This is a genomic window from Desulfurellaceae bacterium (assembly GCA_021296095.1).
Taxonomy (GTDB): Bacteria; Desulfobacterota; Binatia; order Bin18; family Bin18; genus JAAXHF01.
Genome location: JAGWBB010000017.1, coordinates 44,859 through 71,418 on the forward strand (window position 1 = coordinate 44,859; position 26,560 = coordinate 71,418).

30 protein-coding genes are annotated in these 26,560 nt (G+C 62.4%); 14 read left to right on the top strand and 16 right to left on the bottom strand.

Annotated features, from left to right (window positions below; genetic code table 11):
• Together J4F42_05890 and J4F42_05895 are read right to left on the bottom strand one after the other, a co-directional pair.
• Positions 1-586: hypothetical protein (locus J4F42_05890; protein MCE2485024.1), on the bottom strand; the 586-nt coding region annotated here is incomplete at its 3' end.
• A gap of 6 nt (positions 587-592) precedes the next feature.
• Complete coding sequence (locus J4F42_05895) at positions 593-1,009, bottom strand: ferritin-like domain-containing protein (GenBank protein ID MCE2485025.1); 417 nt, start codon at positions 1,007-1,009, stop codon at positions 593-595.
• Between the two features lie 263 nt (positions 1,010-1,272).
• On the opposite strand from J4F42_05895, the gene J4F42_05900 reads away from it, so the two are divergent.
• On the top strand, positions 1,273-1,836 hold the full coding sequence (locus J4F42_05900; GenBank protein ID MCE2485026.1) for a CBS domain-containing protein: 564 nt from the start codon (positions 1,273-1,275) through the stop codon (positions 1,834-1,836).
• A gap of 38 nt (positions 1,837-1,874) precedes the next feature.
• Here J4F42_05900 and J4F42_05905 read toward each other — a convergent pair whose 3' ends face one another.
• On the bottom strand, positions 1,875-2,675 hold the full coding sequence (locus tag J4F42_05905) for an SDR family oxidoreductase (protein ID MCE2485027.1): 801 nt from the start codon (positions 2,673-2,675) through the stop codon (positions 1,875-1,877).
• Positions 2,676-2,941: 266 nt separating this feature from the next.
• On the opposite strand from J4F42_05905, the gene J4F42_05910 reads away from it, so the two are divergent.
• Positions 2,942-4,273, top strand: coding sequence for a hypothetical protein (locus tag J4F42_05910; protein ID MCE2485028.1), 1,332 nt, complete (start codon positions 2,942-2,944; stop codon positions 4,271-4,273).
• A gap of 243 nt (positions 4,274-4,516) precedes the next feature.
• Positions 4,517-5,317 carry an enoyl-CoA hydratase/isomerase family protein gene (locus J4F42_05915; GenBank protein ID MCE2485029.1) on the top strand — a complete coding sequence of 267 codons (801 nt, stop codon included), beginning with the start codon at positions 4,517-4,519 and terminating at the stop codon, positions 5,315-5,317.
• A gap of 6 nt (positions 5,318-5,323) precedes the next feature.
• Here the strand turns inward: J4F42_05915 and J4F42_05920 are convergent, their stop codons facing one another.
• A complete protein-coding gene (locus tag J4F42_05920) occupies positions 5,324-6,196 on the bottom strand; it encodes an SDR family oxidoreductase (protein MCE2485030.1) in 873 nt (290 codons plus the stop codon).
• Between the two features lie 151 nt (positions 6,197-6,347).
• On the opposite strand from J4F42_05920, the gene J4F42_05925 reads away from it, so the two are divergent.
• Positions 6,348-7,328, top strand: a complete 981-nt coding sequence (locus J4F42_05925; protein ID MCE2485031.1) for an LLM class flavin-dependent oxidoreductase — start codon at positions 6,348-6,350, stop codon at positions 7,326-7,328.
• Positions 7,329-7,371: 43 nt separating this feature from the next.
• On the opposite strand, the gene J4F42_05930 is transcribed toward J4F42_05925, so the two are convergent.
• Positions 7,372-8,610, bottom strand: a complete 1,239-nt coding sequence (locus J4F42_05930) for an MFS transporter (GenBank protein MCE2485032.1) — start codon at positions 8,608-8,610, stop codon at positions 7,372-7,374.
• Between the two features lie 220 nt (positions 8,611-8,830).
• On the opposite strand from J4F42_05930, the gene J4F42_05935 reads away from it, so the two are divergent.
• Together J4F42_05935 and J4F42_05940 are read left to right on the top strand one after the other, a co-directional pair.
• The gene (locus J4F42_05935) at positions 8,831-9,646 is read left to right on the top strand and encodes a hypothetical protein (GenBank protein MCE2485033.1); all 816 of its coding nucleotides are present in this window, start codon (positions 8,831-8,833) and stop codon (positions 9,644-9,646) included.
• On the top strand, positions 9,643-10,884 hold the full coding sequence (locus J4F42_05940; protein ID MCE2485034.1) for a hypothetical protein: 1,242 nt from the start codon (positions 9,643-9,645) through the stop codon (positions 10,882-10,884). The genes J4F42_05935 and J4F42_05940 overlap by 4 nt, the downstream gene beginning before the upstream one ends.
• Positions 10,885-10,902: 18 nt before the next feature.
• Here J4F42_05940 and J4F42_05945 read toward each other — a convergent pair whose 3' ends face one another.
• Positions 10,903-11,064: a hypothetical protein gene (locus J4F42_05945; GenBank protein MCE2485035.1), complete on the bottom strand. Its 162-nt coding sequence runs from the start codon at positions 11,062-11,064 to the stop codon at positions 10,903-10,905.
• Positions 11,065-11,237: 173 nt separating this feature from the next.
• On the opposite strand from J4F42_05945, the gene J4F42_05950 reads away from it, so the two are divergent.
• A complete protein-coding gene (locus J4F42_05950; protein MCE2485036.1) occupies positions 11,238-12,077 on the top strand; it encodes an enoyl-CoA hydratase in 840 nt (279 codons plus the stop codon).
• A gap of 65 nt (positions 12,078-12,142) precedes the next feature.
• Here the strand turns inward: J4F42_05950 and J4F42_05955 are convergent, their stop codons facing one another.
• From J4F42_05955 to J4F42_05965, 3 genes are all read right to left on the bottom strand, one after another.
• A complete protein-coding gene (locus J4F42_05955; protein MCE2485037.1) occupies positions 12,143-12,997 on the bottom strand; it encodes a hypothetical protein in 855 nt (284 codons plus the stop codon).
• A 141-nt stretch (positions 12,998-13,138) separates the two neighbouring features.
• Positions 13,139-13,984, bottom strand: a complete 846-nt coding sequence (locus tag J4F42_05960) for an LLM class F420-dependent oxidoreductase (protein MCE2485038.1) — start codon at positions 13,982-13,984, stop codon at positions 13,139-13,141.
• Positions 13,985-14,041: 57 nt separating this feature from the next.
• Positions 14,042-14,887 (bottom strand): LLM class F420-dependent oxidoreductase, encoded by an 846-nt coding sequence (locus J4F42_05965; protein ID MCE2485039.1) that lies wholly within the window; start codon positions 14,885-14,887, stop codon positions 14,042-14,044.
• A gap of 146 nt (positions 14,888-15,033) precedes the next feature.
• On the opposite strand from J4F42_05965, the gene J4F42_05970 reads away from it, so the two are divergent.
• Positions 15,034-15,651: a glutathione S-transferase family protein gene (locus J4F42_05970; GenBank protein ID MCE2485040.1), complete on the top strand. Its 618-nt coding sequence runs from the start codon at positions 15,034-15,036 to the stop codon at positions 15,649-15,651.
• Between the two features lie 24 nt (positions 15,652-15,675).
• The gene (locus tag J4F42_05975; GenBank protein ID MCE2485041.1) at positions 15,676-16,146 is read left to right on the top strand and encodes a nuclear transport factor 2 family protein; all 471 of its coding nucleotides are present in this window, start codon (positions 15,676-15,678) and stop codon (positions 16,144-16,146) included.
• Between the two features lie 26 nt (positions 16,147-16,172).
• Here J4F42_05975 and J4F42_05980 read toward each other — a convergent pair whose 3' ends face one another.
• Positions 16,173-17,261: a DUF2332 domain-containing protein gene (locus J4F42_05980; protein ID MCE2485042.1), complete on the bottom strand. Its 1,089-nt coding sequence runs from the start codon at positions 17,259-17,261 to the stop codon at positions 16,173-16,175.
• Between the two features lie 89 nt (positions 17,262-17,350).
• On the opposite strand from J4F42_05980, the gene J4F42_05985 reads away from it, so the two are divergent.
• Positions 17,351-18,520, top strand: a complete 1,170-nt coding sequence (locus tag J4F42_05985) for an acyl-CoA dehydrogenase family protein (GenBank protein ID MCE2485043.1) — start codon at positions 17,351-17,353, stop codon at positions 18,518-18,520.
• A 68-nt stretch (positions 18,521-18,588) separates the two neighbouring features.
• Entirely contained in the window at positions 18,589-18,996 is a 408-nt protein-coding gene (msrB, locus tag J4F42_05990) for a peptide-methionine (R)-S-oxide reductase MsrB (protein ID MCE2485044.1), read from the top strand.
• 12 nt (positions 18,997-19,008) lie between these two features.
• Here the strand turns inward: msrB and argC are convergent, their stop codons facing one another.
• Entirely contained in the window at positions 19,009-19,959 is a 951-nt protein-coding gene (gene argC / locus J4F42_05995) for an N-acetyl-gamma-glutamyl-phosphate reductase (GenBank protein MCE2485045.1), read from the bottom strand.
• 51 nt (positions 19,960-20,010) lie between these two features.
• Positions 20,011-21,135 (bottom strand): hypothetical protein, encoded by a 1,125-nt coding sequence (locus J4F42_06000; GenBank protein ID MCE2485046.1) that lies wholly within the window; start codon positions 21,133-21,135, stop codon positions 20,011-20,013.
• A gap of 131 nt (positions 21,136-21,266) precedes the next feature.
• Between J4F42_06000 and J4F42_06005 the strand changes: the two genes are divergently transcribed.
• The gene (locus J4F42_06005; protein MCE2485047.1) at positions 21,267-22,703 is read left to right on the top strand and encodes a wax ester/triacylglycerol synthase family O-acyltransferase; all 1,437 of its coding nucleotides are present in this window, start codon (positions 21,267-21,269) and stop codon (positions 22,701-22,703) included.
• 23 nt (positions 22,704-22,726) lie between these two features.
• Here J4F42_06005 and J4F42_06010 read toward each other — a convergent pair whose 3' ends face one another.
• Positions 22,727-23,296, bottom strand: a complete 570-nt coding sequence (locus J4F42_06010) for a GNAT family N-acetyltransferase (GenBank protein ID MCE2485048.1) — start codon at positions 23,294-23,296, stop codon at positions 22,727-22,729.
• A gap of 138 nt (positions 23,297-23,434) precedes the next feature.
• Between J4F42_06010 and J4F42_06015 the strand changes: the two genes are divergently transcribed.
• A complete protein-coding gene (locus J4F42_06015) occupies positions 23,435-24,217 on the top strand; it encodes an alpha/beta fold hydrolase (protein MCE2485049.1) in 783 nt (260 codons plus the stop codon).
• A 26-nt stretch (positions 24,218-24,243) separates the two neighbouring features.
• On the opposite strand, the gene J4F42_06020 is transcribed toward J4F42_06015, so the two are convergent.
• Entirely contained in the window at positions 24,244-24,732 is a 489-nt protein-coding gene (locus J4F42_06020; protein MCE2485050.1) for a hypothetical protein, read from the bottom strand.
• A 268-nt stretch (positions 24,733-25,000) separates the two neighbouring features.
• Between J4F42_06020 and J4F42_06025 the strand changes: the two genes are divergently transcribed.
• The gene (locus J4F42_06025) at positions 25,001-25,705 is read left to right on the top strand and encodes a Crp/Fnr family transcriptional regulator (GenBank protein MCE2485051.1); all 705 of its coding nucleotides are present in this window, start codon (positions 25,001-25,003) and stop codon (positions 25,703-25,705) included.
• Positions 25,706-25,760: 55 nt separating this feature from the next.
• On the opposite strand, the gene J4F42_06030 is transcribed toward J4F42_06025, so the two are convergent.
• Positions 25,761-26,066, bottom strand: coding sequence for a hypothetical protein (locus J4F42_06030; protein ID MCE2485052.1), 306 nt, complete (start codon positions 26,064-26,066; stop codon positions 25,761-25,763).
• 123 nt (positions 26,067-26,189) lie between these two features.
• Positions 26,190-26,558, bottom strand: a complete 369-nt coding sequence (locus J4F42_06035) for a helix-turn-helix transcriptional regulator (GenBank protein ID MCE2485053.1) — start codon at positions 26,556-26,558, stop codon at positions 26,190-26,192.
• Positions 26,559-26,560: the final 2 nt, after the last annotated feature.

Genomic DNA, 26,560 nt, shown 5'->3' on the forward strand with positions numbered 1-26,560 from the left:
CCGGACGGTAGCCGCACTCCGGCAGCCAGCAGCCCTGTGCCAGGGTCCCGAAATGGTGTTCGGAACAGGCCACGCCAAGCGCAATCTGGGCCTGGACAGCGGCATCCGTGCCGAGCAGGGGCAGATAGGCGTGGCTGGCGGCCGAGGTCAGCATTTCGACCCCAGCGGTCGTTTGCAGCTGGCGAAAACCGCCGATGATATCGGCCGCCAGCTCGTGCTGAAAAAATCGCCCGGTATGTTGGTAATAGCTCGCCCACAGGCCGGCCACGCGGGCCAACTCAGCCTCGTTACGGGCGGTGAACGTCCGCTGGTCGTCCCACGCGGCCCAGGTTTTGCGCTCCAGGTAGGACACAAAGCGCGGGGCGAAGCGCGGGTCGGCCAGCTGTTCCAGCAGAACCGGGGTCAGCCCCAGGGTGACCTGAGGCGCGATGTTCTGGGCAATCAGCCCGCGAAAGCCCTGCAGCAGGGGCAGATAGGACTCGGCTACGGCTTCAAACAACCATTCCTCTTCGAGTTGGTCGTGGCCGAGGACATAGGGAATATGGGAGTGCAGGACGATCGCAACCGCCCCGTAAGGTCCGGGCATTGGGTCCTATTCTTCAAGCATCTTGCGAACTTCTTCGGCGTCCTCTTCGGCGCTGGCCAGCGCGCCTTCCAGAAACACGCGCAGGGCAGTGTTGTCGCTCGCCGTGGCCAACCGGATGCACTCCTGATACTCCTCGACCGCCGCCTCTTCCAGGGCCAGACTCTCGCTCAGGATGACCTCGGACTTGGTCGAATGGGTGATCTCGGGCACCTCGGTGGTCGGGATGCCGCCCAGGGAGACAATCTTGTCGGCCAGCTTGAAGGCGTCCTGCATTTCCTTCTGGACCATGCCGCGCAACCAGCCGACCATTGCCGGCCGGCGCATGCCCTTGACCATATACGAGTTCTGCACGTACTGAAAAATCGTGCGGTATTCACTCTGCAAGGTCTTGTTCAGCTGTGCCAGCAATTGTTCGTCAGCCATCGCCGCCCTCCTTGTTGTGGCTGCCGTATGACAGCCGTCCCGCTCTCGGCCGAGCGCAAAAGAACACCCGCCCGCACTATAGGCCAAGAGCCCCGCTGCTGACAAGTTCTCATTATATCACCCAGATACGACTTGCACGACTTGACTGTTGACCGGAACTTGGGCTAGTAAAAGCACTCCGAATCTCGCCCCAGCCTGAGTGAACGGCCGATTGGGCAGCCTCTTTTTCTATGAATTTTTCTATGAACAAGGAGACGCGAGACATGGCAGCAGATGACCCGACAATGCGATATGCGAGCGAGGGCCTGGAAGAGGAAGAACATATCATTGAGGAGCGGACGGCGCCGGCCCGGCGCCCGCTGGATGAGGACGCGCTGCACGAACCGATCAGCACCCTGCCCTATGTCCCTCCTCTGAATGTCACGCCCCAGACGAGTGTGGCCGAGGCCGTCCGCCTCATGCAGGAACAGCGTGTCGGCTGCGTGCTGGTCCAAGAGGCCGAGCGCCTGGTGGGGATTTTTACGGAGCGCGACCTGCTCAACAAAGTGCTGGGCAATGACCAGGATTTGAGCCAGCTTCAAATCGAGACGGTCATGACCGCCGACCCGGAAGCCCTGCCGACCGATGCCCCGCTGGCCTTTGCCCTGAACCTCATGGGCGAGGGCGGCTTTCGGCGGCTGCCACTCGTCGACGAGGCGCACCGTCCGGTCGGCATGCTGTCGGTCAAGCACATCATTTCCTACCTGGCCGAATTCTTTCCCGAGGCCGTCCTCAACCTGCCCCCCCGGGCCGAGCTGCTGCACCCCGGTGAGGTTGACGGCGGCTGAGGCTGAGGCTGGGGCGGCCGTGCCCGACCGAGCGCCGCTCAGCCGATCCGGGCGCTCTGGCCACCGTCGACTGGCAGGATCACCCCGGTAATAAAGCGCGCCTCGTCCGAGGCCAGAAACAGCGAGGCGTGGGCAATATCCCAGCCCGTGCCCATTTTTCTGCCTAAGGGCACCTGGGCGTCGCGTTCCTGGCGCAGGGCGTCTTTGCCGATATTGCGCGCGGCCGAAATGCCCTCGATGGCCATCGGGGTATCCATCAAACCGGGCATGATGGCGTTGACCCGAATGCCGTACTTGGCATTGCCGAGCGCCATCTGATGGGTCATGGCGTTGATGCCGGCCTTGGAGGTCTTATAGGCCAACATGCCGACCGAGCACACCGCCGCGATCGAGGAGATGCTGATGATGCTGCCGCTGCCCTGCTGGCGCATCACCGGCAGGCTGTGCTTGCAGGGCAAGAAGACGCTCTTCATGTTGACCTCCATGATCCGGTCCCAGGTCTCCTCTTCCAGGTGGGTCGGCCCCGAGTCACGGTCGCCAATGCCGACATTGTTGTGCAGAATATCCAGCCGGCCAAAGTGTTGGACACACTGCTCGACCATGCGCCGACAGTCGTCCGAGTTGGTCGCATCAGCCCCAAAGGCCACGGCCTGGCCGCCGTCTTTGGCGATCATTTCGCAGGTGTCCTGGGCCGACTCCAGCCGTCGGTCAACCACCAGCACCCGCGCGCCCTCGCGGGCATACACGATTGCGGTCGCCCGGCCGTTGCCGATCGTCTCGCCCGGTGTCTGGCCTGCCCCAACAACAATCGCTGCCTTGCCTGTGAGTCGGTCTGCCATACGTCCTCCTTTACGCCAGGGCCATGCGCCCTGCGGTGTTTCACCGGACGCTAGCACCGTGCCCGGCCAGGGACAAGAAAGGCGATGCCGACCGAATTAGGTGAGCTTATCCTTATCGTCTTCACATTTCATGAAAGTTTCATAAAAAGCGGCTTGACTGAATGAACGTTCATGTCATATTTGTAGCCCTTGGCAAACCACAGGAAGGGACCACGGGCGATACCGTTGGGATGGCAGAGCCACCCGGATCGTACCCAGGAGGCACAATGAGGCACCGAGCTGTCCGGCTCGTCGCACTTTCCGTCTTGGCGGCTCTGCTCGCCGCAGACCGACCGGTCGCGGCTCAGGAAACCGCCCGGCGCAGCTGGAAAACCCTGGACGAACTGTCCGCCCAGGAACTCCAGGTCATTGACCGGGCGACCGCCACCCCGCGCCACCCCGAGGTGCCCTACCTGCCGGCCGAACCCTACCCGTTCACCCCGCCCTACACCGCGGAAGAGATGGGCTATCGGCTGATGGAGTACAACCCCCGTCCGCGCTGGTCGGGAGTCGTGGCTAACAGCTGGGCCTCAATCGGCGACACCGGCGTACTGCTGAATCCCGGCAAGTCGATTACCTTTGTCTATTATTCACCGAGCGATCGCGGGATCACCGGGGTGCAGGCCGAGTTTCGTCTCAAGCCCGGCGAGGAAGTCTACCGCTCGCTGAGTCAGGGCGTTGCCCCGCCTGCGGCCGAGGGCTCGCAGTGGATTGCCATCCATTATCGGACCGACAAGAGTTTTCACAAGAAAGAAGAACGTTTTCGCTACTCGTCGTCCATTCGACGCGTGCGCCATCAGGTGCCCCGACGGCGCCAGAGCCGTTTCCCCAACATGGCGCTGACCCCCGACGACTCCTACGGCCGCGACGCCTGGGAATTCCGCTGGCGGATTCTGGGTACCGACGTGGTGCATGAAACCATACGTTTTCCTCACACGCGGCCGACTATCACGCTGCGTGACCTCGACACCAACGAATTTCGCCAGTATCAGACCAAGGCGCTCAAGCCGCTGGGCGAATCCTATCCCCACTACCGGGCCGACGGCGGGGTCGAGGCCTACGTTGTCGAGGCTGTTGCCCGCGAAGACTGGCTACCCAACTATTATGTGCCGCGTCTGATTTTCTGGCTGGACAAACACACGTTTTTTCCCCTGCGGGTCGAGCAGTACGGTCCGGACGGGAAGCTGATCCATATTGAGGTCCGGATGGCCGAGCTGTTCAACCCGGCCCTGGGCGAACACGGCTACGGCACCCGTTTCATCGTCCATTGGCATATTCCGGGCGATATCATGTCCTACATGTGTAACGACAGCCATAAGGTGATCGATTGGGACGAACGGGAAGCCGCAATCTACTTCAACCCCGACTTCATGCGCCGCCAGTGGTATCTGGACACCTCCATCAAAAGCCAGGCCGAGGTGAGGTGCCGCACATCTGGCCGGGCCGGTTTCCCGACCAGCGGCCCATACACCTGTCGGCCGCCATGCAGGCCAAGCTGCACGCCCAGAATACGGCCAACCGGCTGGTTTTTCAGGGAGACAGCGCGCCTGTCCAGGTAGCGGCCGAGCAGACACCCGCCAGCCCAGACCAGACCGGCACCAACGAACACGACACGGCGGCCCGCTACGTCCAGAGTCCGGCCGACCGTCCCTGACCCGTTCCCTCCTGCGGGCGGGAGGCTCTGTGCCCTCCGGAGTCTCCCGCCCGCGCCCTCCAGACCGCCAGCCCTCCCCTGCCCTTGTCCCCCACCGCCGGGCGACCTATGCTCTGGCCTATCCTCTTCCGCCCAGAAAGGACTCAGCATGGAGTTCCGTTACCTTATCGTCGAGCAGGCAGACGGCATCGGTCGTATCACCCTCAACCGCCCCGAGCGGCTCAACGCCATCAACGTCCGCGTCGGTCTCGAACTCCTGGAAGCCTTTGAGGACTGCGAGCGGGACGCCGACGTGCGGGTCGTGATTCTGACCGGCGCGGGCCGGGCGTTCTGCGCCGGCGACGATCTCAAGGGTATGGCCGAGCCGGGTGAGCCCTACCGGGTGTACGACGATCCGGTCAAGCAGTACGTCCAGGGCGAGGGCCGCTGGCCCCTGGTCCTGGCCAAGATGCGAGCCCTGTCCAAGCCGGTCATCGGCATGATTAACGGCCACGCCCACGGCGCCGGCTTCAATCTGGCCCTGGGCTGCGATCTGCGGGTGATGGCCGATACGGCCACCCTGTGCATCCCGTTCGTCAAGCGCGGGATCGCCACCGGCACCAGCCTCCTCCAGCAGTTTGTGGGGATTGGCAAGGCCATGGAGTGGGCCTTACTGGCGCCTCAGCTGTCGGCCCAGGAGGCCGAGCGCTGGGGGCTGGTCAATCGGGTCGTTCCCCTCGACCAGCTCGAAGACGCGACCCTGGAGTGGGCACGCGAGTTTGCCCAGGGGCCGACCCTGACCTACGGCTATACCAAGTCGGCCATCCTGCACGGCTGGGAAACGACAACGCCGGACAAGGCCTACGAATATCAGGGCCAGGCCCTGTATTACGCCCGCCAGACCGAGGACTTTGAGGAAGGCCGACGGGCGTTTCTGGAAAAACGTTCGCCCCGCTTCACGGGCAAATAAGGCGCCTCACAAGTCCCCGACCCGGCGTGAGGTCACGGCCTCCCCGGTGCTGCCCCGGTTGACATGGCTGTTGCGCGCCTGCGCCTCCTGCTTAAGCGAAAAGCGCCGCCACATATCCGGGCCGATGGCGGTCAGCCCACCGTCGACGACCAGGGCTTCGCCGGTCACGAAGGCGGCGTCCTGGCTGGCCAAAAACAGGGCCGCGCCGGCGATGTCCGCCCCTTTGCCGTGTTCCGGCCAGGGTTGAAAGCCGTCCATCGCCTGGGCCGTCTGCTGGGGGTCGCCCTGGTCGGTCAGCCCGGTCAGAATCGCGCCCGGGCAGATGGCGTTGACCCGAATCCGGTCCGGCGCCAGCTGAACGGCGGACGATTTTGTCAGATTGATCACCGCCGCCTTGGCCGCCGAATAGACCAGCGGGCCGGACCCGCCGCTCAGCCCGGCGGTTGAGGCGGTATTGATAATCGCCCCGCCGTGGCCCTGTTTTTTCATGACCCGGGCGGCGTGCTTGATGCCCAGGAACACGCCCTTGGTGAGCACGTCAAACGTATAGTCCCACTCCTCGACCGCAATATCCCAGACCGGTCCGACCACCCCGCCCACCCCGGCATTATTGAAAATAATGTCGAGCCGGCCGAACTCCGACACCGCCAGCTCGACCATGGCCACAATATCGGCCTCTTTGGCCACATCGGTGCGGATAAACCGCGCCGTGTCGGTATGTCCGGCTCCGCGGGCCAGGCCGAGCGTTTTCTCGCCGTTGTCGGCGTTGTAATCGGCAATCACGACGCGCGCCCCTTCGTCAAGAAAACGCAGGACCGTCGCCTGGCCCATTCCGCTCGCCCCGCCGGTAATCACTGCCACTTTGCCTTCGAGTCTCATGGCGGCTGCCTCCTTGTGTGTTGCGTAGAAAGTCCGGCCACTGTAGCGCACTTTGGCTCGGCCGACACCACCGTCCGCCGTCCGCCACGTCTCTTGCATTTCCGTGGCCAGGGGTTGATAAGGCAGAAAGCTCTTGAGAGGATTTTTCTCTATGCAGTGTGGTATTTTTTATCAGCTCCCGTGCGCGCCCCAGCAGTCAATGCAGACCCGCTATCGCCAGACCCTGGAGCAGATCGTGTACGCCGATGCGCTCGGCTTTGACTCGGTCTGGCTGGCCGAGGCGCACTTCAACCCCAGCTTCTCGGTCATGCCCCGGCCGCTGACCGTGGCCGCCGCCTTGGCCGCGCAGACCACACGCATCCGGCTCGGCATTGGCGTCAGTCAGCTACCGCTCCACCACCCCCTGCACATTGCCGAAGAGGCCGCCACGGTTGATATGCTGAGCGATGGCCGCCTGGAGTTCGGGGCCGGCCGCGGGACCTGGAACCAGAATTTTGAGACCTTTGGCGTGCCCTGGGAGGAGCGCAGCCAGCGCCTTGAAGAAGCGTTGGATATCATTGAGCGGGCCTGGACCAGCCCGCGTTTCTCCTACCACGGCGACTACTACGACTTTGACGCGGTCGAGGTCGTGCCCAAACCTGTCCAGCAGCCCTGCCCTCCGATTCATATAGCCGCCAACAGCCCGAGCACGGCCGTCTTCACCGGCCGCCGTGGCTATCGGGTACTCATGGCCGCCCCCATCCATCCCTGGCCCGACGATTTTCTGGGCCACCTGAAGCTCTACCGTGATACCTGTCAGGAGGTTCACGGCTCGCCGACAGCTGGGGGAGTGTCGGCTCTGTTTTTCGTTTATCCCGGCAACGATAGGGCTGATGTACGCGCCCAGGTGGCCGAAAGCCTGGCCCACCATCCTATCGGCGCCGGTCTCGACTATGCGGTGGCCGAGGAACGCATGGCGATCTACGGTCACCCAGACGAGTGCATTGCCAAGATTCGGAGCATCCAGGACAAGATTCAGTGCGACCAGCTGCTGTGCGCCCTGAATCCGGGCGGCCTGATTCCGCACGACACCATGCTCGTCGCCCTGCGCCGCCTTGCCGAAGAAGTCCTGCCGGCCATCCGCGACCTGTAGGGGCGGGTTTAAAGCCCGTCCCTACCGCCTCTTGCGTCATCCCTCAGACGCGAGGATGAATCTCCAGGCTATCGACCTGTCTCAGCTGGGGAAAGATTTTTGCCCACAGGCTGACGATGCCAATCGTGCCCAGACCACCCAGCACAACCGCTGGCACCACCCCAAACCAGGCTGCGGTCACCCCGGACTCAAACTCTCCCAACTCGTTCGAGGCGCCGATAAAGACCGCCTCAACCGCGCTGACCCGCCCCCGCATGTCGTCGGGCGTGGCGACCAGGACCAAGACGCGCCGAATCACCACGCTGACCATGTCGGCCGCGCCCATCAGAAACAGCATCGGGAGCGACAGCCACAGCGTTTCAGACACGCCAAACACAATCGTGGCCGCCCCGAACACCCCGACAGTGACGAGCAAAATGCGGCCGGCGTGCTGCCGAATGGGGCGGCGGGCGACAATCATGGCGGTCAGCAGTGCCCCGGCGGCCGGCGCGCTGCGCAGGATGCCCAGGCCGGTCGGTCCCACAAACAGGATATCCCGGGCGTACACCGGCAGCAGCGCGGTGGCCCCGCCCAGCAGCACGGCAAACAGGTCGAGCGAGATTGCGCCCAGCACGATCGGCTGGGTGCGAATGAAGTGGATACCGGCCACAACCGTCGCCCAACTCGCGGCTTTTTTCTGGCTCACCACCCGCTGAATCCGAATCGACACCACCAGCAGCGAAGAGCCGAGCAGCAGCAGGCCGGACACCCCATACACGACCGCCGGCCCCAAGACGTAAAGCATGCCACCCACCGCCGGGCCGGCAATGGTAGCCGTCTGCCAGGCCGAAGAACTCCAGGCCGCAGCATTCACATAGTGGTGCTGGGGCACCAGGTTTGGCATCAGGGCGATGCCGGCCGGAAACACAAACGCCCGGGCAATCCCGAACAGCACCAGCACGCCGAAAATCAACACGACATTGGTATTGCCGCTCAGGATCAGGGCCAACAGCAGGACCGAGCAGACGGCCTCCAGCCCGGTACACAGACCCAGGATCGCGCGTCGGTCGTAGCGGTCAACCACATAGCCGGCGATCAGAGCCAAGCCCAGGCCGGGTAAAAACTGGGCCAGGCCGACAAAGCCCAGGTCCAGGGGCCGGTGGGTCATGTCATACACCTGCCAGCCAATTGCGACCGACTGCATCTGGGTGGCCAGGGTGGAGAGCAGCCGAGAGGCCCAATAGCGCCGAAAGGCGGGGTAGGAAAACGCGGATGTCGCAGAGTCAGCAGGTGTTTGTGCCAATTGAGAAAATGGTCTCCCGGGATGGTATTCGGTACAGGAAGAGCGGGTAGCTTAGCAGACAAACGGGAGGCCGTCACACCGCCGGCGTCCCTCACGGCAGCTGTACCTATCCATCTCCTTGCTGGAAGCGGTTGATTCTTACGCGAAGCCTGGCAAGGTCTGTAGCAGTCGGACTGCAAAGCTCTTGTTGCTTTGAGACGAAAGGCGATAAAAAATCGGTATGAACGGCACGGATGGCGAATACTTGCAGATCGTGCTTGATGCGATCCGAGTTTGTGCGCATTACAAGCCGAAATTCGGACAAGGAACGAAGGGCGGCGGGTTGACGCTGGAGCAGTTCCAAGAACTCTATCAGAGAGACGCGTTTTACGGCTGGTTCGGATTGGATAACCCGATGATGTACGCGGCACACAAGGCTGCTGGAGGCATGACGAGTGTGTACCGACAGATCGGAATCGGGTGCGAAAAGTTGTTTCGTAGAGTGGTGAAAGATTCTTTCGATCTGTCAGAAGAAGATGTGACTTGGTCGTATCAGGTAAGATTGGCAAGTGGGCGGAAGCGGACACTGTATCTGGACGGGCGGGTTCCGCTTGAGAAGATCAGCGATAAGGCCAAACGGGACCGTTTCCATAGGTGGATGAACGATTCTGCAAAGATGTTGGATATTGACCAGAAGGTGTTCGAGAGCTTGACAGGCACGATTTTTGAGATTCGGCAGGGTTACAAGAGCAAGGACTCGAAGCGGCAGAATGCCGATATCGCCAATGCTGCCGCGGCGTATACAAAAGGATATTTCCCATGCGCAGTCATCCTATCGGGACAGATCGACAACGACGTGCTTGTCCGTTATCGCGCCGAGAAATGGTCGGTTGTGACGGGAATCGTCGGCCCGCCGGACCCGTTGATATCAACCTATGACTTCATGCGGGATGTCGTTGGATATGACTTGGCAGCATTTTTTGAGCGGAATAGTGCCAGGCTTCGCGAGGAAATCGACACTGTTCTCGCAGTCCTTTTAGCCCCGGAGACGCCATGAGGGCAGTTGCCAGAGAAGAACTCCGCCAAAGAGCGGACTATACGCATAAGTTTAATGTAAAAACGGGGCGACATGGCTGGTTACGGCTGACCCCGGCGTATTCGGTGAAAATTGTTGAAGAGATCATGGACCGGAACAAAGAGCCGCTGCGCGTGCTAGACCCTTTTTGCGGAACGGCTACAACAGCGCTCAGCGCGGCATATCACGGGCATGAAGGCGTGACGACGGATATCAATCCGTTCTTAGTCTGGCTTGGCCAAGCGAAGACGGCGCAATACTCTGGCGCCGAGATAGCCGCGACGCAGCAGGCATGCGTACGAGTGGTTGAGTCGATGGAGCGGGAAGCGGTCGAGCCTGTGAAAGCGCCCCCTATTCATAACATTGAGAGGTGGTGGTCGCCGGAAGTTCTGGAGTTTCTATGTGCGTTAAGGGCCAGTATCGAAGCAGAGAGTGAGGACGCTTCGCCAGAAAGGGCGCTTCTGCTGGTAGCGTTTTGTAGAACATTGATTGGCCTTTCGAATGCGGCTTTCAATCACCAATCCATGTCTTTTAAGAATGATGGGCAATTGCATCTCCCGTTTGACATCAACATGAGTCACGGATTCAGCCGAGAGGTACAGTTCGTGTTGGAGGGTGCGAAGGAGAATCCGGAAGGGACGGGACATGTGGTTTTTGGCGATTCAAGGAACTTGGCGGGAGTGGTAGAAGGCCCCTTCGATCTGGTGATTACGTCTCCGCCATATGCAAACCGGATGTCGTACATCCGCGAGTTGCGGCCATACATGTACTGGCTCGGATTTCTGGATAGCGGCCGGGACGCCGGAGAGCTAGATTGGATGGCGATCGGCGGCACCTGGGGCGTAGCAACCAGCAGACTGCTTGATAGAGAACGTCCAGCTAAGCCGTTCGAACACCAGTTGCTTGATGAGGCATTGGATAGGATAGCACATCGCGACAATAAGAGCGGGGAAATATTGGCGCATTACGTAGCGAAGTATTTCGACGATATATGGGAGCACTTTAACTCTCTGATTTCCGTGCTGAGCAAGGGCAGCCAGGTTCACTACATTGTGGGGAACTCCGCGTTCTATAACGTACTCCTGTCGGTCGAGAAGCTCTACGCCTCTATGCTTGAGCGCTTGGGATTCGAAGGGGTTGAATGCCGCGCGATACGTAAGCGGAATTCCAAGAAAGAGTTGTTTGAGTTCGATGTTTCGGCACGATGGATGAGAGGATAAACAATGAATCGGTAAGGACTATTGTTTCGCGAGTGTTTCTCGCGCTATTTGCTCGAAGTACGACTTCTTGGACGGAAAGTCTGGATCAGAAATCCACTCTCCGACTTCCAGTTCTCGAATCAACTGCCGCTCTTCTTCGTCCAGTGGCTCTTCTTGAGGACGGATATTTTCGTGGGGCATGGCTCCTCCTCGCTCAGGGCATTCCATCAACTCTGCGGTACACGCGCAACAGGCGGCTATCGGTCCAGCTTGGACGTGAACCTGCCTTTTTTGGCGAGCGCATCAGCCGAAGGCTCTCACCGCTCGCCCGCCTTTCTGCTAGGCTTAGGCCAAGTCTGGAAAGGAGTACGCCAATGCCTGAGCCAACCGACAGCCCGAACACACGTCCCATTGATACCGGAACACAGCAGCTCTTGTGCCATATTGAAGGCGGCGTCGGGGTAGTGACCTTTAACCGCCCGGAAGCCCGTAACGCGCTGTCCGATATCCTGACCCCGGCCCTGCGCCGCATCATGCCTGAGCTGGCGGCCATGCCCGAGGTCGGCTGCATCCTGCTGACCGGTGCCGGCCAGGCATTCTGTGCCGGTGGCGATGTCAAAAGCATGAACGCCGGCCCACCAGTCGAACAGACCACCGAACAGAAAATCGCGACCCTGCGTCACAAACAGGCCACCCTGACGGCCATGATCTACGAGTTGGAAAAGCCCGTCATCGCCGCCCTGCCCGGCCCGGCCGCCGGCGCCGGCCTGTCGATCGCCCTGGCCTGCGATATTCGGATTGCCGCCGAGCGGGCGTTTATCACCACCGCCTTTCGGAATATCGGTCTGTCGGGCGACTACGGCGGCAGCTGGTTTCTGACCCAGCTGGTAGGCACCGCCAAAGCCCGAGAGCTGTACTACACCGCCGACCGGGTCAGCGCGCGCGAGTGCGAGCGGCTCGGCATCGTCAACCGGGTGGTGGCCGACGACGAGTTGCACGCCGAAGCCCTGGCCCTGGCCAAACGGATTGCCGCCGGACCGCCCATCGCCATCGGCTATATGAAAGAAAATCTGAACCGGGCGGTAAGCCAGGATCTGCGCACCTGTCTCGACATGGAGGCCGACCGCATCATCCGCGTCCAGCAGACCGAGGACTTTCGGGAGGCGGTCAGGGCTTTTGTTGACAAGCGGCCGCCCACTTTCCGGGGCCGTTAGCGCGTGGGAGAGACGCTCTCAATAAAGATTCTTGTTGGCGGGAATGTTCGGCAATTGCTCATGCATCACGCCTCAGCACCCCGCACCTCCGCACCCGTCGTCAGCTTCCCATAGGCAACACTGACGAGCAGGGACAGGAGGCCGAAGACAAAGACAATCGTGACCACCGCGGTGCCGGGAAAATTGGTCCCGGCGATGAGCAGAGCCAGCGCGACATTGCGAATCGCCGTGGACACGGCCAGCGACCGGCGCAGGGCAGCCGCCTCGCCTCGCATCATCACATTCCCGATCAGGAGACACACCAGAACGGACAGCAGGGCGGCCAGAGGCGGCACAACCCCCAGGCCAACAATCTGCCGGGCTTGCAGGGCAGCGATCAGGCTCAGAGTCAGCACAACACCGATCAGGGCGAGCTTGGGCAGGAACTGCAGCAGTTTCTCCGCCCACCCCGGCCTGACATGCTGGATGACCATACCGACACTCAGTGGGATCAGCTGAGCGGTCAGGAGGATCCGGATGACTCTCCAGGGGTCGATTTCCAAGCCGGCCTCGCTCGGCGGCAGGCACACGGCGAGGATGAGCGGCGTGAGCGGGACGCACAGGAAAGCCACAATGAGCATCAGCCCCACCGCGTAGGGCAGGTCGCCCTTGGCCAGTCCGACAAAGGGAGGGGCGGCCGAGGCGACCGGGACGGCGGCCATGACCAGCAGGCCGATGACGATGTCGGGGCCCAGCGGCAAGCCTTGCAGCGCGAGGACGAACACGACAGGAACGATGAGGAAATTCGCCACCAGGCCGCGTAACACGAGACGATACTGCCGGGCGACGGCGAACACCGCTGCAAAGGGGGTGCGCAAGCCGACACCCAGCAACAGGCACATGAGCGAAATCAACATCAGCGTATTGACAACGTCGACCATCGGCGAACCGACCTCCTCCTCTGAGAGCCGCACCTGGGGCGCGGCCGGCGCCCCCTCCTCATCACCGCCAGCAGTCGGCTCCCCGTACCGCTCCACACGGGCCGAACACCCGCCGGGCAGCGTGGGTGTGCCGTGGGCCGACTAGGAAAATTTCGGCACAAACTCAGCATAGCGGTCCAGCTGCGGCAGGACCTTGTCTGCGGTTTGCGGACGGGCGCCAAACACCACCCGCTCCACGCCCAGGTCTTCATACTGGCGCAGCAGCTCTTCCTTGCCCGGCGCGCTGAAGATGGTCACCGACAACTCGTGGGGATCGCGGCCGGCCTGCCGGGCGCGGTCGCGCAGGTCGCTGAGGCTGGCGGCCAAGTCCTTCATCACCAGACCGATCGGAATCCAGCCGTCGCAGTAGCGCACCACCCGGTTCATGCCGCTTGAGGTATGCGTGCCCAGAACAATCGGCGGATACGGCTTCTGGACCGGCTTGGGATGACACCAAATCGGGTCGAAGTTCACGAACTCGCCGTGATACTCGGCCTCTTCTTCGGTCCAGATGACTTTCATTGCCTCGATCTTCTCGCGCAGCACCTTCCAGCGTCGGTCAAACGGCGTGCCGTGGTTTTCCATCTCCTCCGCGTTCCAGCCGCCGCCGATACCCAGGATCAGCCGGCCCTGGGACAGCCGGTCAACCGAGGCGACCTGTTTGGCCAGCTTGATCGGGTCGTGCTCGATGACCAGGCAGATGCCGCTGCCGAGCTTGACGCGGGTGGTGACCGCAGCCGCCGCCATCAGCGCCACAAACAGATCATGGGCGTGCCAGTACTCCTTGGGCAGCTCGCCGCCGATCGGCCACGGGCTCTTACGGCTGGCCGGGATGTGGGTGTGTTCGGGGAACCAGACCGACTCAAAGCCGCGCTCCTCGACGGCGCGGGCAAAGTCGTCGGGCCGCATCGAATAGTCGGTAGAAAACATCATCATGCCGAGTTTCATGGCACACTCCGGGGCGGGCGCGGCAGCAGACGGCCAGGCAGGCCATTACGCAAGCTGCTAGGCGAACTTGGGGACTGAGGCGGCGTAGCGGTCGAGCAGCGGCAGGACCTTATCGGCGCCCTCGGACGGCGTGCCAAACACCACCCGCTCGACGCCCAGCTCCTGGAACTGACCGAGCTGGGCCTCATCATCGCTGGCCATGAACATGGTGATCGACAGCTCGTCCGGTGAGCGGCCGGCCTGTTCCGCCCGGCCGCGCAGATCGGCCGTCATTTCCTTGACATCCTTGAGCCCGCCGCCGACCGGGATCCAGCCGTCACAGTAATTGACCACCCGGTTGAGGCCGCTCGAAGTGTGGGTGCCCAGCAGGATCGGCGGATGGGGTTTCTGGACCGGCTTGGGATGACACCAGATCGGGTCGAAGTCCACAAACTCGCCGTGATACTCGGCGTTTTCCTCGGTCCAGATGACCTTCATCGCCTCAATCTTCTCGCGCAGTACTCTCCAGCGGCGGTTGAACGGCGTGCCGTGGTTTTCCATCTCTTCGGCGTTCCAGCCGCCGCCGATACCGAACAGCAGGCGTCCGTTCGACAGCATGTCAACCGAGGCGACCTCCTTGGCCAGCTTGATCGGATCGTGCTCGATGACCAGACAGATGCCGCTGCCGACCTTGATCGTCTTGGTCACCGCAGCCGCCGCCATGAGCGCCACGAACAGATCGTGGGTATGCCAGTAATCGCGCGGCAACTCGCCGCCCAAGGGCCAGGGGCTCTTGCGGCTGGCCGGAATGTGGGTGTGTTCGGGATACCACACCGACTCAAAGCCACGCTCTTCGCACTCCTTGGCGAACTGGTCCGGCGGTACGGCATAATCCGTGGCAAACATTGCAACTCCCATTTTCATAGCTGCCTCCTTGTGGGTCCTGATCTCACCGCCCTTCATGCCAAGTTGGGGCAGACAGGTCAAGCACAAGCCGGTCTCTCGGTCCGGTGGAACTTGCAGCCCCCGGCCAGACGGGGTATGCGAGGAGGACACCCAGGAGGCTGTCCATGCTCAGCATCTACTACCATCCGCTGTCAACCTTTGCCCGCCGGGTCCGTATTGTGCTGATTGAAAAGGGCCTGGAGACGAACGTCGAGCTGGTCGAAGTCGATATGACGGCCGGCGCCCACAAACAGCAGCCCTACGTGTTGCTCAACCCCTACGGCCGGGTGCCGAGCCTGCAAGAAGACGACGGTTTTGTCCTGTACGAGTCAAGCGCCATTCTGGAATACCTCGAAGCCCTCCACCCCACGCCGCCCCTCGTACCGGCCGACGCGCGTGGCCGCGCCCGCGTTGTCCAGCACATGAAACTGTGCGACCTCCAGCTCACCCGACAGACTGGGACGATCATCTTCCCCAAGCGTTTCCTGCCCCAGGAGCGCTGGAACACAGACGCCATGGCCCGGGCCAAACGGGAGATTGAGAGTCACCTGGACATTCTCGACACGCAGCTGCACGACACCGACTATGTGGTCGGCAACAGCTACAGCCTGGTCGAGGTGTGTTACACCCCGTTTGTCGAATTCCTGCCCCTGATGGAGATCACGCCGCCGCCCCACGTCGCGGCCTGGACCGCCCGGATACTCGCCCGGCCCAGCGCCCAGGCGACCAAACCGGCCCGCTAGGCCCCATCCCGCACGGAGCAGACGATGACAGACGCGAGCATGCTGCACGAACTCTTTGAGCGCGACCGGATTCGAGACATCGTCCACCGCTACTGCTGGGCGGTCGATAGAGGCACGCTGGAAGAAGTCATGGCCCTGTTCGATGACGAGTGTGACCTGTTGCTCATCCCGGGCAGCAGACGCGCCGGCCGTGAAGCCGTCGAGCGCTGGTACGGCCGCTATATGAGTCACCGGCTGGAGTGCCTGCGCCACCTGATCCACAACCAGGTCATTACGCTCGACAAGGACCGGGCGACGTCCAAGAGCTATTTTGATGCGGTCGGCGATCTGCGGGGCGAATCCATTGTGGTCGGCGGTTTTTATGAGGATACGCTGCGTAAGGTCGACGACCGGTGGAAGTTCAGCGAAAAAATTATCCGGGTCGATTTCATGGGCCCCCTGAGCCAGGGCTGGGGCGGCGAAAAGATCAAAACCAAACCGTGGTGGTACGACTGAGCCCAGGGTCGGCTTATCTCCCCGTCTCACTCGTCAGCAGCCGCTTGCCACGCCAACCACCGGCCGTGGGCGTGGCAGTCAGCCCGGTGTCGCCGGCCGATCCGGCCGTCCACAAAATCCGTCAGATACAGACGCCCCCAGCCCTCTCGTACCCCCTCCATGGTCAGCAAGGCGACCGGACGATCCTGTGAGCAGGCGCTGAGCAAATCTCGCAGCGCCTGACGCCCGTCGGCCGAGAACTGGTTCAGCACCATGGTCGCGTACACACACAGCTGGCTGGCCGGTGGCACTTCTTCGAGCAGGGCCGGCAGCCGCTCAAGCGCGTCGCCCTTGAGAACCGGAACCGGATGGGCTCGGGCCACCCGGGCCGCAGCCTCAAGCGTTTGGTGTCGCTCGATATGCTCGGGAAAAATCAGGGCGCGTATCCAGCGCATGGCGGCAACGTCGTTCACGTCAATCGGATTGAGGTCGATGCCCCGACGCCACGCCACCCGCATGGCCGGGGGCATGGCGGGCAGAGGAGTATCACCCCGGACCTGGGTCGTCAGGTGGACCGGCGAGCCGACATCTCCCCAGCTGTGGGACACGCCCGAGGGGAGAGCGTAGCGGTGATAATAGCGGTCCCAGTGCAGATTCAGGCCGGCGCTGGTGCCGATTTCAATCAGGGCCAGCGGCAGGTCGGCGGCACGCCGGGCCACCTCGGCGAACAGCGGCAGCAGACAGGTCGTCCGCCGCACGACATTGGTCTGGACCAAGCGTGTTTCAAGCACCGACCGGATGTGCTCCTGCCGGCTCCAGACAAAATCCTGGAACAGCGCGTAGGTCTCGGGGCCGGGCGTACGCGCCGGATTTTCGTCGGCCAGCACATCGGGGTAATAGGCGCGCAGCGGATGCTGCACCCCGCTCAGCAGCAGCTCGTGGACTGCGGCAAACAACAGGTTGGCCGAGAGTTGGGACGGCGGGCAGGAGGCGGCAAAGCGCAGCATGTCCGGGTCGTTCAGCACGCCGCGCGACAGAACCTGATACAGGGGCGAGCCGTTTTCCGGCGCCTGGTACTCGGCGAAGTTGTGGAAGTAGCGCCGCACCCGGTCGATATCACTGCGTGGAGGAGCCATATATTCCTCACTGGGCCAGAGCGGTGTTGGTCCCCGTACTCGGCATATGCGCCGTTTTGTCCCAAACCAGCGTCTGATACAAGAGTGCCATGAACACTACAGATCCCCAGACCTTTCTTGAGGCCGTTCGTGGTCTCGCCCCCCAGATTCAGGCCCGGATCGCCCAGATGGAGGCCGACCGCTGCCTGCCGGTCGAGCTTGCCCAGATCATGGCTGAACTCGGCATCTTTCGCCTGATGATTCCCAGGAGTCTGGGCGGGCTGGAAATGGACCTCCTGCCGGCCCTGCACGTGTTTGAAGAAATTTCCCAGATAGACGGCTCGACCGGCTGGTGCGCGATGATCGGCGCCACCGGCGGCACGACGAGTGCCTTTCTGAGCGAAGAGGTGGCACGGGAGATCTACGCCAGCGACCCCAAGGTCATCACCGCCGGCGCCATTGCCCCCTACGGCCAGGCCCAGCCCACGAACGGCGGCTACCGGGTGACCGGCCGCTGGCCGTTCAACAGCGGCTGCCAGCACAGCCAGTGGCTGATGGGCACTAGCGTGATTGTTGACAACGGCCAGCCGCGTAAGGCGCCAAACGGCTACCCGGAAACGCGGATGATGATTTTTCCGGCGGCCGAGGTCGAGATTCTCGACACCTGGTCGGTGTCTGGTCTGCGCGGCAGCGGCAGCCACGACATTGCGGTCCAGGACGTGTTCGTGCCCGATGAGCGGGCCGTGGCGTATGGGGTTGGCACCCGCCACCAATCCGGCCCGCTGTACACCTTTCCCATTTTTGGCCTGCTGGCCGTCAGCGTGGCCAGCGTGGCTACCGGGATGGCCCGCGGCGCCATCACAAACTTTGTCGAACTGGCAAAAACCAAGCATCTGACCGGCAGCAGCCGTCTGCTGAGCCAGCGCGCCGTGATCCAGACCCAGGTCGCCCAGGCCGAGGCAACCCTGCGGGCCGGCCGGGCATTCATGTTCCAGACGGTCCAGGACGTGTGGGACAGGGTGGTGGCCGGCCACAAGATCGGTCAGCGCGACAGAGCCCTGCTACGCCTGTCAGCCTGCCACGCCACCAGCGCCTCGGCCCAGGCTATCGACCTGATGTACCAGGCGGCCGGGACCGCAGCCATCTGGGACACCAGCCCGCTGCAGCGCCACTTCCGCGACGTGCACGTCCTCAGCCAGCACGCCGTTATTGCCCCACCGATTTCAGAGGTAGCGGGAAAAATCCTGCTGGGGGTCGAAACGACATTTCCGATGTTGTAAACAAGCGAGCATCAGCCGTTGGGCACGCCGTCCGAGCGTGCTAAGACGACAGGCAGGAGGATATCGGCATGGCACGAAAAGTTGAAAAAACAGACGCAGAGTGGAAAGAGATTTTGAATCCAGCCCAGTTTGCGGTGTGTCGGGGCAAAGGCACCGAACCGGCCTTCAGCGGCAAATACGCCCACTCCAAGGACCCCGGCGTCTACCAGTGTTCGTGCTGCGGGGCAGACCTGTTCGACTCTGAGACCAAGTACGAGTCGGGCACGGGCTGGCCGAGCTTCTGGCAGCCGCTCGAGGCCGAAAATGTGGAAACCGAGGAAGATCGGAGCTGGGGCATGGTCCGCACCGAAGTCACGTGCAGTTCCTGCGGCGCCCATCTGGGCCACGTCTTTGAAGACGGCCCGGAGCCGACCGGTCTGCGCTACTGCATGAATTCGGTGTCGCTGAATCTGGTGCCTAAGGACGGCAAAGACTAGCCCGGGCTGGGTCTACACCGGCAGGCCGGTTGTCTCGGCCACGCCGAGCATCAGATTCAAGTTCTGAATGGCTACGCCGCACGCCCCTTTGCCCAGATTATCCAGGGTTGCCACCAGCAGGATATGGCCCGAGGGATGCGGCAACACGTGGAGTTCCAGCCGGTTGGTGTCATTACACGCCTGGGGGTTGAGGCTGCGCTCCTCAAGGATTCCCCCCGGGGGTACGAGCCTGACGAAGGGTTCATGTTGGTAGCGCTGCTGAAAGACCTCCCACACCGCCTCACCCGTCGTGCCGGGCGGCAGGAGCGAGGCGTGGAGCGGCACCTCAACCCGCATACCACAGCGAAAGGGACCGACGGCCGGCACGAACTGCGGGTCGTGGTCCAGTCCGGCGTAACACACCATCTCGGGGATATGCTTGTGGCGGCTGGTCAGCGCATACGGGGCCTCGTAGGGCAGCCCGCCCAGCCCCAACTGCGGGTCCTCCCACTTGTCGATCAGCGCCCGGCCGCCGCCCGAATAGCCGGACAGGGCATGGATGGACAGCCCGGCCTGGGATGTCAGCACGCCGGCGTCAATCAGCGGCCGGACCAGTAGCACGAAGGCCGAGGCGTAACAGCCGGGGTTGGCGACCCGCTTGGCGGTCCGGATGGCGTCCCGCTGTTCCGGTTGCAGCTCGGGCAAGCCGTAGACCCAGCCGTCTGCCACCCGGTGCGCGGTGCTGGCGTCAATCAGACGGGTCGGGCTGTCTTTGACCCAGTCGGCCGCCTGTTGAGACGCCTCGTTGGGCAGACACAGCACCGCGATGTCCGCAGCCAGCAGACACTCCCGACGCGCAGCCTCGCTCTTGCGGCGGTCCTCGGCCGGGCTGATGATTTCGAGGTCGCAGCGGTTCGCCAGCCACTCCCTGATACGCAGGCCGGTCGTGCCGACATGCCCGTCAATGTAGACCTTTGGACGCATACCCCGGAGATCCTTTCGTCCGCTCAGGCTATCCCTGTCGTCACTGGGCGGCTAGGCCGCCGACCTGGCCTCCAGACTCTCGAACCAGGGCAGCACCACGGTTTCGTTGATGCTGTAGGGATAGGCGTGGCCCCAGTCCGGAATCTCGCGAAAGGTTATCGGATAGCCGAGCCCGCTGAGCAGTTGCTGGGTCTGGCGGGCAAAGTCGATGGGAAAGATCGGGTCCTTTTCGCCGTGGACGAGCAGGATGGGCAGGTCCAGACCCCGCCCCCGTCGCAGCAGTTGATCAGCCGCAGTGTGGAGCTGGGAGGAAATCGGCGCAATCCCGGCAAACAGCTGGGGAAAGCTCAGGCCCAGGATATGGGTGAAAATCCCCCCGTCGGAAAAGCCCGAGGCGTACACCCGGCTGCGGTCAACCGCGTAGGTCTGCCACACCTCGTCGAGCATCAGACGGACGGAGCGCAGATCGATGACCGGGTTGGGCGGTGTGCCCGGTGTGCGAATGGCCGACCAGGTCTCGCGAGACGATTTGGGCGACAGCAGCAAGTAGCCCTTGCTCTTGGCCAGGCGCAGCCAGGTCAGAATGTAATCGTCGTCCCGACTATAACCGCCGTGCAGACACACAATGAGCGGCCACGTTTTGTGCGGCGTGTAGTTCTCGGGCACGTATAGCGAGTAGGCATAGCGCTGCTCGGTCTGTTCTTTCCGGATCAGACCGACCGGCACGTCGAGGTCCGGGCTCCGGGTTTCCAGGCGGGTCAGCTCGGGCAGGACCTCGGGCAGCACCCAGTACTGCTGGAGCAACGGCAGGTCGGCCCGGATGCGATACAACACCTGTTTGCCCAGACACAGCAGAAAGCGACCCTTCAGAAAACGGATGGCAAAGTCGCGTCCGACGGCGCTTGCAAACGCTCCATAGGCGTCAGCGCAGTGCTCAATCGCCTTGCCAAAACTGGTGTGAAAATCGCTCAGCTGCTGGGGGGGAGCGAGGTCGGCCAACTCGATCTTGAGGTCGTGAAACAGCTCACCGACCGTGGCTTCCAGGGCATCCCGCTGCTCGGCCAGGCGCGACATATGCAGCTGTTCCTGATAGGTCTCCATCGTCCGCAAAAAGGGCAGCAGTTTTTCTTCAAGCTGGTGAATGCCGACGGTGTAGCGTTCCGTTGCAGCGTCCATGGCCCCTCCCCTTTGTGGCTCAGTCTGGTGGTCTCTGCCCGGCCAGACTGTCACAAGCACGACCGAAAAGGCAAGCCAACCGCCCGGACGGGCTCTGTCCAGGTGCGAGTATTCTTGCTACACACACGGGTATGCCCGAACACCACCAGCGCCGGCTGAGTTCCCTGGAAGCCTCCTTCCTGTACCGCGAGCAGCCCTGTCAGCCCATGCACATCGGCGGCTGCGGGGTCTACGAGGGCGAGGTCTCGCGCCAGACCCTGGTTCGTCTGCTCGAGGAGCGCCTCCATCTGCTGCCCCGCTACCGACAAAAAGTGGTGGCCGCTCCGTTCGGTATTGCCCACCCGAGCTGGCAGGACGACCCGCAGTTCGACCTGTCCCACCACATTGAGGAGCGAACGCTGCCCGAGCCCGGCGATGACCGGGTGTTATCCGTTGTTGGCGGCCGGATTTTCGCCGAACCCCTCGACCGGACCCATCCGCTGTGGAAGCTCAGCCTGATCCGCGGCCGCCGCGACGGCAACACCGCGATTCTGGCCAAGGTCCACTACGCCATGGTCGAAGGCGTGACCGGTACGGCGCTGACCACCGTCCTGCACGACCTGCGGCCCGACGCGCCCCCGCCCTCGCCCCCGTCCGGCGCCTGGACGGCCGAGCCCGGGCCGGACTTTTTGGGCCAGCTGCAAAACGCTCTGCGCGACGCCATCGCCACCACGGCCACGCTCACCGTCGATCAGGCCCAGCGTGTATGGTCTAGCTGGCAGGCTTCCTCAGACTCTCAGCCTCAATTCAGCACGGCTACCGAGGTACTGTCTCCCCTGCTGCGACCGGTTTCCCAGCTGCCGTTTAACGGCTGCCTGTCCGGCGCGCGCCAGTTTGCCTGGACCGAACTCGCCTTTCCCGAAATCCGGGCGATTCGGTCGGCCTTGGGGGGCAGCGTCAACGATGTCGTGCTGACGATTATCTCCGGCGGTCTGGGCAGCTATCTGCGGACCAAGGGATACGCGCTGGACAGCCTCGAACTCCGCCTCGCCTACCCAGTGACGTTGCGGCGTCATGCCGGCGGAAACGGTGCTGCGGATGAGACACAGGCGCCGCTTGTTTCGACTATGATCGTGCCGCTGTACCCGGGCATTGCCGACCCGGTCCGACGTTTTACGGCCGAGCACCGTGCCCTGGAAGCACTCAAGACCCAGCGCCAGGCCCAGACCCTGGCCGAGTTCCAGAGCCTGGGTCGCCTCCTACCGCCGGCCCTCCAGGCTCTCAGCCAGCAGCTCGGACTGCCCGTGGCCAATACGGTCTCGCTCAACGTTCCCGGCCCCCAGATTCCGCTCTATCTGGCCGGCCATAAGCGCCTCGCCCTCTACCCGATCGGTCCGCTCAACGCCAACATCGGCCTGTTCCACATCACCTCCAGCTACCACCACAGGCTGACCATCGGTGTCACCGTCGATCCCCAGCTGATGCCGGATGTGTGGCACTACACGGACTGCCTGCGTGGGGCGTTTCAGGAACTGCGCGACGCGGCCGACCGCAGTCCATCCGACAAGACGACCCGGCACGTCGCCTGAGCCCGGTCTGGACCGGTCGTCCGCTAGACCGTCGGCTCGGTCAAGCCCGTCACGTCATAGGCCATGATCATCAGATCGTGGGTCTGGCCATCCCGATCAATCACAAAATCGGACAGCAGGGCTTCGGGCTGAAAGCCCAAGTGCTCAAAGGTCGCAATTGCCCCTTTTTGCTCGGGCATCATCTGGGCCACGATGCGGCTCAGCCCCATGTCACGGGCCAGGACGAAGATCTCGCGGGCCAGTTGACGGCCCAGCCCCTGGCCGCGATAGGCGGGGCCGATCAAAATCCGGATTTCTCCCAGATGGCGCTGCCAGGTGACTTGATGGTGGTGCAGAATCGCATAGCCGGCAATCTGGCCGTCGGCCTCGGCGATGATGGTGGCGGTGGTATTCTCTTCGAGCTGGCGCACCCATTGTCTGACCACCTCGGGCTTGGTGATGTCCATCCGCAGGTGGAGCAGGTCGGAGGCTGGCAGACTGTTGGCAAAACTGACCAGTCGATTGGCGTCGAACGCACTCATCGGTCGCAGGGTGACGGCCAAGCCGTTGCGCAGGGTGATAAGCAGAGGAGAGGTGCGCTGTGTGTGTTCCATGCCGGGACTCCAGTCTCAGGTCTTGCTCCAGGTCGCGTCTTCTTATCCCAGTCTGCCATGGGCTGGCAAGAGCGGCGCCCGCAGCCGACCCGGGTCAATGCTTGCAAAATTTCCCATCCCTTGCTAGCAATGGCGAGCATGAACTGGCACTCCGCTCCGGCCTATCCCGACTATGTGTGGCAGCTGTCTCACCTTCTGCCCTCCCCCATATACCGGGCTCCTCCCCTCTCCCCCGGCACGGGTGAACCTATCCTGTTGATTCCGGGTTTCCTGGCCGGCGACTGGACGCTGCGGGTGATGGCCGGCTGGCTGAACCGTCTCGGCTATCAGTCCTACCTGTCGGGCATTGACTGGAATGTTGACTGTCCGAACCGGACCGGTGAACTCCTGGGCTGGCGGGTTGACCACATTCTTCAGGAAACCGGTCAGCCGCTGACCGTCATCGGACACAGTCTGGGCGGCATGCTGGCCCGTTTTCTGGGCGCGACCTATCCGACAAAAATCAGCAGCGTCATTGCCATCGGCTCACCGCTCAGCCCGCCCGTCAAGGTCAACCCCATCGTCCTGGTTGCCTCGCACGTCTTATACCCGATCAGACGGGTGCGCGGCCGCGTTCCCGCCGAGTGCGGAAGCCTGGAGTGTAGCTGCCAGTTTCAACAGACCGCGTTCGGCCCCTTTCCCCCGCGCGTCGGCTTCGCCTCCATCTTCTCCAAAGACGACGAAATCGTCGCCTGGCACTCCAGCGTTGACCCCGAGGGCCAAAACCTCGAGGTGCCGGGCAGACACCTGGGACTGATTGTGAATCGCTATGTCTATCAGGCCCTGCTCCAGGTCCTGTCAGGGGAGGAAGACGAATCCGTTGGCACCGAGGCATCGCTTGGCGCCAACGGACAGGCGGGAGAAGACGACAACGCGGACTGAGGGCGACGGCTTGGCCGTCCGTCCGCTCAACGGCTATACGGTTCCTTGTATACTTCGTCCGGCTCATCCATCGGCGTTTCAAACGACTTGGCAGCGTCGTTTCTTGCGATGACATCCTTGGTATAGATATTCACGTCCCACAGGGCCTCGCCGGCGCCGTCTCCATTCGTAAAGGTGAAGCGGACCCAGTAGTTGCCGGCGCGAAACTGATCGAAGACGTTGAAATACTGACTCAGGGTCTCGACAAAGCGGTCCTTCTGAGAAGGCATGCCGGCTGTCCATGGCCCCAACTCCCAGGGCTGGCCGGCTCGGGCACTGTCCCGCGAGCGTTTCTCGATATTCGAGATCACGCTGAACAGCCCCTCTGCGGTATGCGATTTGACCATCTGAATGGCCTGCTTTTCCTTAGCCCCCATCTCGGTCGGTTCACTGCATCCAGCGACCAGGGCCAGCCCAAGCACGGCCAGTAGCGGTGCCCTCAGCGCGTTCTTGATGTACTGCAATGTGGATTGCATCCCCTCGCCCTCCAAATGAGCAGAATTCGGCCGGAGCGAACTGCTTGCGGCGCTCACGCTATCCGATCCCGACCGTTGCTCGGGGATTGTACAACGAAAGAGGCCCTCGGTCCATCAGCATAGCCGGCTTCGGATCGGTCTCTGACCGGAAAAGACGGAAACACAGCGGACCGCGTCTTGCTTTTGTGTCACCTAGGTGACACATAGAGAGACGACAATTACCGAGCCAGCCCCGCATGTTCCAGACACCCAAGCGAGACGAGGCAGAATGACACGCCAACCCGTTCTGAATATCATGAGCCTACGTCGGATGAGGACGTTTGCCAGAGCTTCCGACCGCCAACTCAAGACCATTTTGTCCGAGATCACCCTGGAGCGCTTCGAGCGCCGGACCACCCTCTTCCGCCAGGGCGACCCGTCCGACTCCCTGTACGTCCTGGTCTCCGGGGTGATCAAGCTATCGCTGCGCACCCCAGAGGGCGAGGATATTCTGGTCAGCCTGATTTCGCCGGGCGAACTGTTCGGCATCACCTCTCTGCTGCCCGGCATGCAGCGGCCGTTTCGGAGTGAGGCGTTCAGTGACTGCTGGGTCGGCCGCCTGTCGGCCGATACTCTGGTCAGCACCCTGCTGGGTGTTCCGTTTGCCGACTTCAGCGCGCTGATGGACGGGACGGTCAGCCGCTGGTTCGGCCTCCTGCACCGTTACGCCCACTTTCAGGGTCTCGACCTCCAGCATCGTCTGGCCTTTGCCCTGCTGGAGCTGGCGCAAAAATTCGGGGCTCAGGACTCGCGGGGCACGCTCCTGATTCTCCAACTCACCCACGAGGATTTGGCCGATTTGGTCGGCGCCTCGCGTCAAAAGGTCACCGAACACATGCGAACCCTGGAGCGCAAGGCTCTGCTCCAGCGGGAGGGACGCCGACTCATTGTGTCAACCCAGGGCCTGCGCGAACTGGTCCAGATTGAGCACTAAAAAAGGGGCTGCACGCAGCCCCTGTGGATACGACACACGCCAAGATGCCAAAGGACTAGAGGCCGACCTTGTCTTCGGTCGACTTGTCCAGCTGCCACAGTTGGCGCGCCAGGCTTGTTGAGGAACCAACGAGCTGCTTGGCCAGCGAAAGCTGGGCCTCAACCATCGGTGCCATCGGGGTTTCCTTGGCCCAGGCGGTGGTTTTTTCGCTCATCTCCAGGGCTTGACTCGCCCATTTCTCGCTGTTGTCAATATACTGCGCGGCCATCTCTCGCATCGGCGCCAGCATCGGCAGATTGGGCAGGTTCAGTTCGCCACACATCTTGCTGAAAGGATTATTGGTCCACATATTCTCGGCCATGGTATTGTCCTCCTCTGATCGCGTTCACCTGTCCGGTGCTTGCTTGCTTTCCGATAGATGCTAGCTCAATCCGCTAACTTTTGCAAGCAAAACAGCCACCAAAAGCGTCACCTGGGTGACACATTAGACCGATTCTTCGCTTTCGTTGACCTTACGGAATGAGCGGTACATGTCGATCAGCATTTCCCGCTGCCGAGCCGACAGCTGGGGATCGTGCATGACCGCTTTGACCACATCGCTGTCTTCGGTTTCCTGGGGGTCCAGAATACCGGCCTGGGTATACAGGGTTTCGGCCGAAATTTTGAGTCCCTTGGCCAGAGACTGGAGGATCATGCTGCTCGGCATGCGCAGGCCGCGCTCAATCTGGCTCAAATAGGGGTTGGAAATGCCGCACAAATCGGCCAGCTGGCGGATGGACAGCTGGGACAGCTCGCGCTGACGGCGCAGAAACTCGCCCAGGCTCGCATACGGATCGGGTTTTTTTGCAGACATGC

Bases quoted from the DNA above. Each gene is read 5' to 3' on its own strand.
- J4F42_06000 (MCE2485046.1), bottom strand. From the start codon at position 21,135: ATGGACGCTGCAACGGAACGCTACACCGTCGGCATTCACCAGCTTGAA.
- J4F42_05905 (MCE2485027.1), bottom strand. From the start codon at position 2,675: ATGGCAGACCGACTCACAGGCAAGGCAGCGATTGTTGTTGGGGCAGGC.
- J4F42_05950 (MCE2485036.1), top strand. From the start codon at position 11,238: ATGCCTGAGCCAACCGACAGCCCGAACACACGTCCCATTGATACCGGA.
- J4F42_05910 (MCE2485028.1), top strand. From the start codon at position 2,942: ATGAGGCACCGAGCTGTCCGGCTCGTCGCACTTTCCGTCTTGGCGGCT.
- J4F42_05900 (MCE2485026.1), top strand. From the start codon at position 1,273: ATGGCAGCAGATGACCCGACAATGCGATATGCGAGCGAGGGCCTGGAA.
- J4F42_05970 (MCE2485040.1), top strand. From the start codon at position 15,034: ATGCTCAGCATCTACTACCATCCGCTGTCAACCTTTGCCCGCCGGGTC.
- J4F42_06020 (MCE2485050.1), bottom strand. From the start codon at position 24,732: ATGCAATCCACATTGCAGTACATCAAGAACGCGCTGAGGGCACCGCTA.
- J4F42_06015 (MCE2485049.1), top strand. From the start codon at position 23,435: ATGAACTGGCACTCCGCTCCGGCCTATCCCGACTATGTGTGGCAGCTG.
- J4F42_06035 (MCE2485053.1), bottom strand. From the start codon at position 26,558: ATGTCTGCAAAAAAACCCGATCCGTATGCGAGCCTGGGCGAGTTTCTG.
- J4F42_05985 (MCE2485043.1), top strand. From the start codon at position 17,351: ATGAACACTACAGATCCCCAGACCTTTCTTGAGGCCGTTCGTGGTCTC.
- J4F42_05920 (MCE2485030.1), bottom strand. From the start codon at position 6,196: ATGAGACTCGAAGGCAAAGTGGCAGTGATTACCGGCGGGGCGAGCGGA.
- J4F42_06030 (MCE2485052.1), bottom strand. From the start codon at position 26,066: ATGGCCGAGAATATGTGGACCAATAATCCTTTCAGCAAGATGTGTGGC.
- J4F42_05925 (MCE2485031.1), top strand. From the start codon at position 6,348: ATGCAGTGTGGTATTTTTTATCAGCTCCCGTGCGCGCCCCAGCAGTCA.
- J4F42_06005 (MCE2485047.1), top strand. From the start codon at position 21,267: ATGCCCGAACACCACCAGCGCCGGCTGAGTTCCCTGGAAGCCTCCTTC.
- J4F42_06025 (MCE2485051.1), top strand. From the start codon at position 25,001: ATGACACGCCAACCCGTTCTGAATATCATGAGCCTACGTCGGATGAGG.
- argC (MCE2485045.1), bottom strand. From the start codon at position 19,959: ATGCGTCCAAAGGTCTACATTGACGGGCATGTCGGCACGACCGGCCTG.
- J4F42_05895 (MCE2485025.1), bottom strand. From the start codon at position 1,009: ATGGCTGACGAACAATTGCTGGCACAGCTGAACAAGACCTTGCAGAGT.
- J4F42_05965 (MCE2485039.1), bottom strand. From the start codon at position 14,887: ATGAAAATGGGAGTTGCAATGTTTGCCACGGATTATGCCGTACCGCCG.
- J4F42_05915 (MCE2485029.1), top strand. From the start codon at position 4,517: ATGGAGTTCCGTTACCTTATCGTCGAGCAGGCAGACGGCATCGGTCGT.
- J4F42_06010 (MCE2485048.1), bottom strand. From the start codon at position 23,296: ATGGAACACACACAGCGCACCTCTCCTCTGCTTATCACCCTGCGCAAC.
- J4F42_05960 (MCE2485038.1), bottom strand. From the start codon at position 13,984: ATGAAACTCGGCATGATGATGTTTTCTACCGACTATTCGATGCGGCCC.
- J4F42_05955 (MCE2485037.1), bottom strand. From the start codon at position 12,997: ATGGTCGACGTTGTCAATACGCTGATGTTGATTTCGCTCATGTGCCTG.
- msrB (MCE2485044.1), top strand. From the start codon at position 18,589: ATGGCACGAAAAGTTGAAAAAACAGACGCAGAGTGGAAAGAGATTTTG.
- J4F42_05980 (MCE2485042.1), bottom strand. From the start codon at position 17,261: ATGGCTCCTCCACGCAGTGATATCGACCGGGTGCGGCGCTACTTCCAC.
- J4F42_05940 (MCE2485034.1), top strand. From the start codon at position 9,643: ATGAGGGCAGTTGCCAGAGAAGAACTCCGCCAAAGAGCGGACTATACG.
- J4F42_05935 (MCE2485033.1), top strand. From the start codon at position 8,831: ATGAACGGCACGGATGGCGAATACTTGCAGATCGTGCTTGATGCGATC.
- J4F42_05945 (MCE2485035.1), bottom strand. From the start codon at position 11,064: ATGCCCCACGAAAATATCCGTCCTCAAGAAGAGCCACTGGACGAAGAA.
- J4F42_05975 (MCE2485041.1), top strand. From the start codon at position 15,676: ATGACAGACGCGAGCATGCTGCACGAACTCTTTGAGCGCGACCGGATT.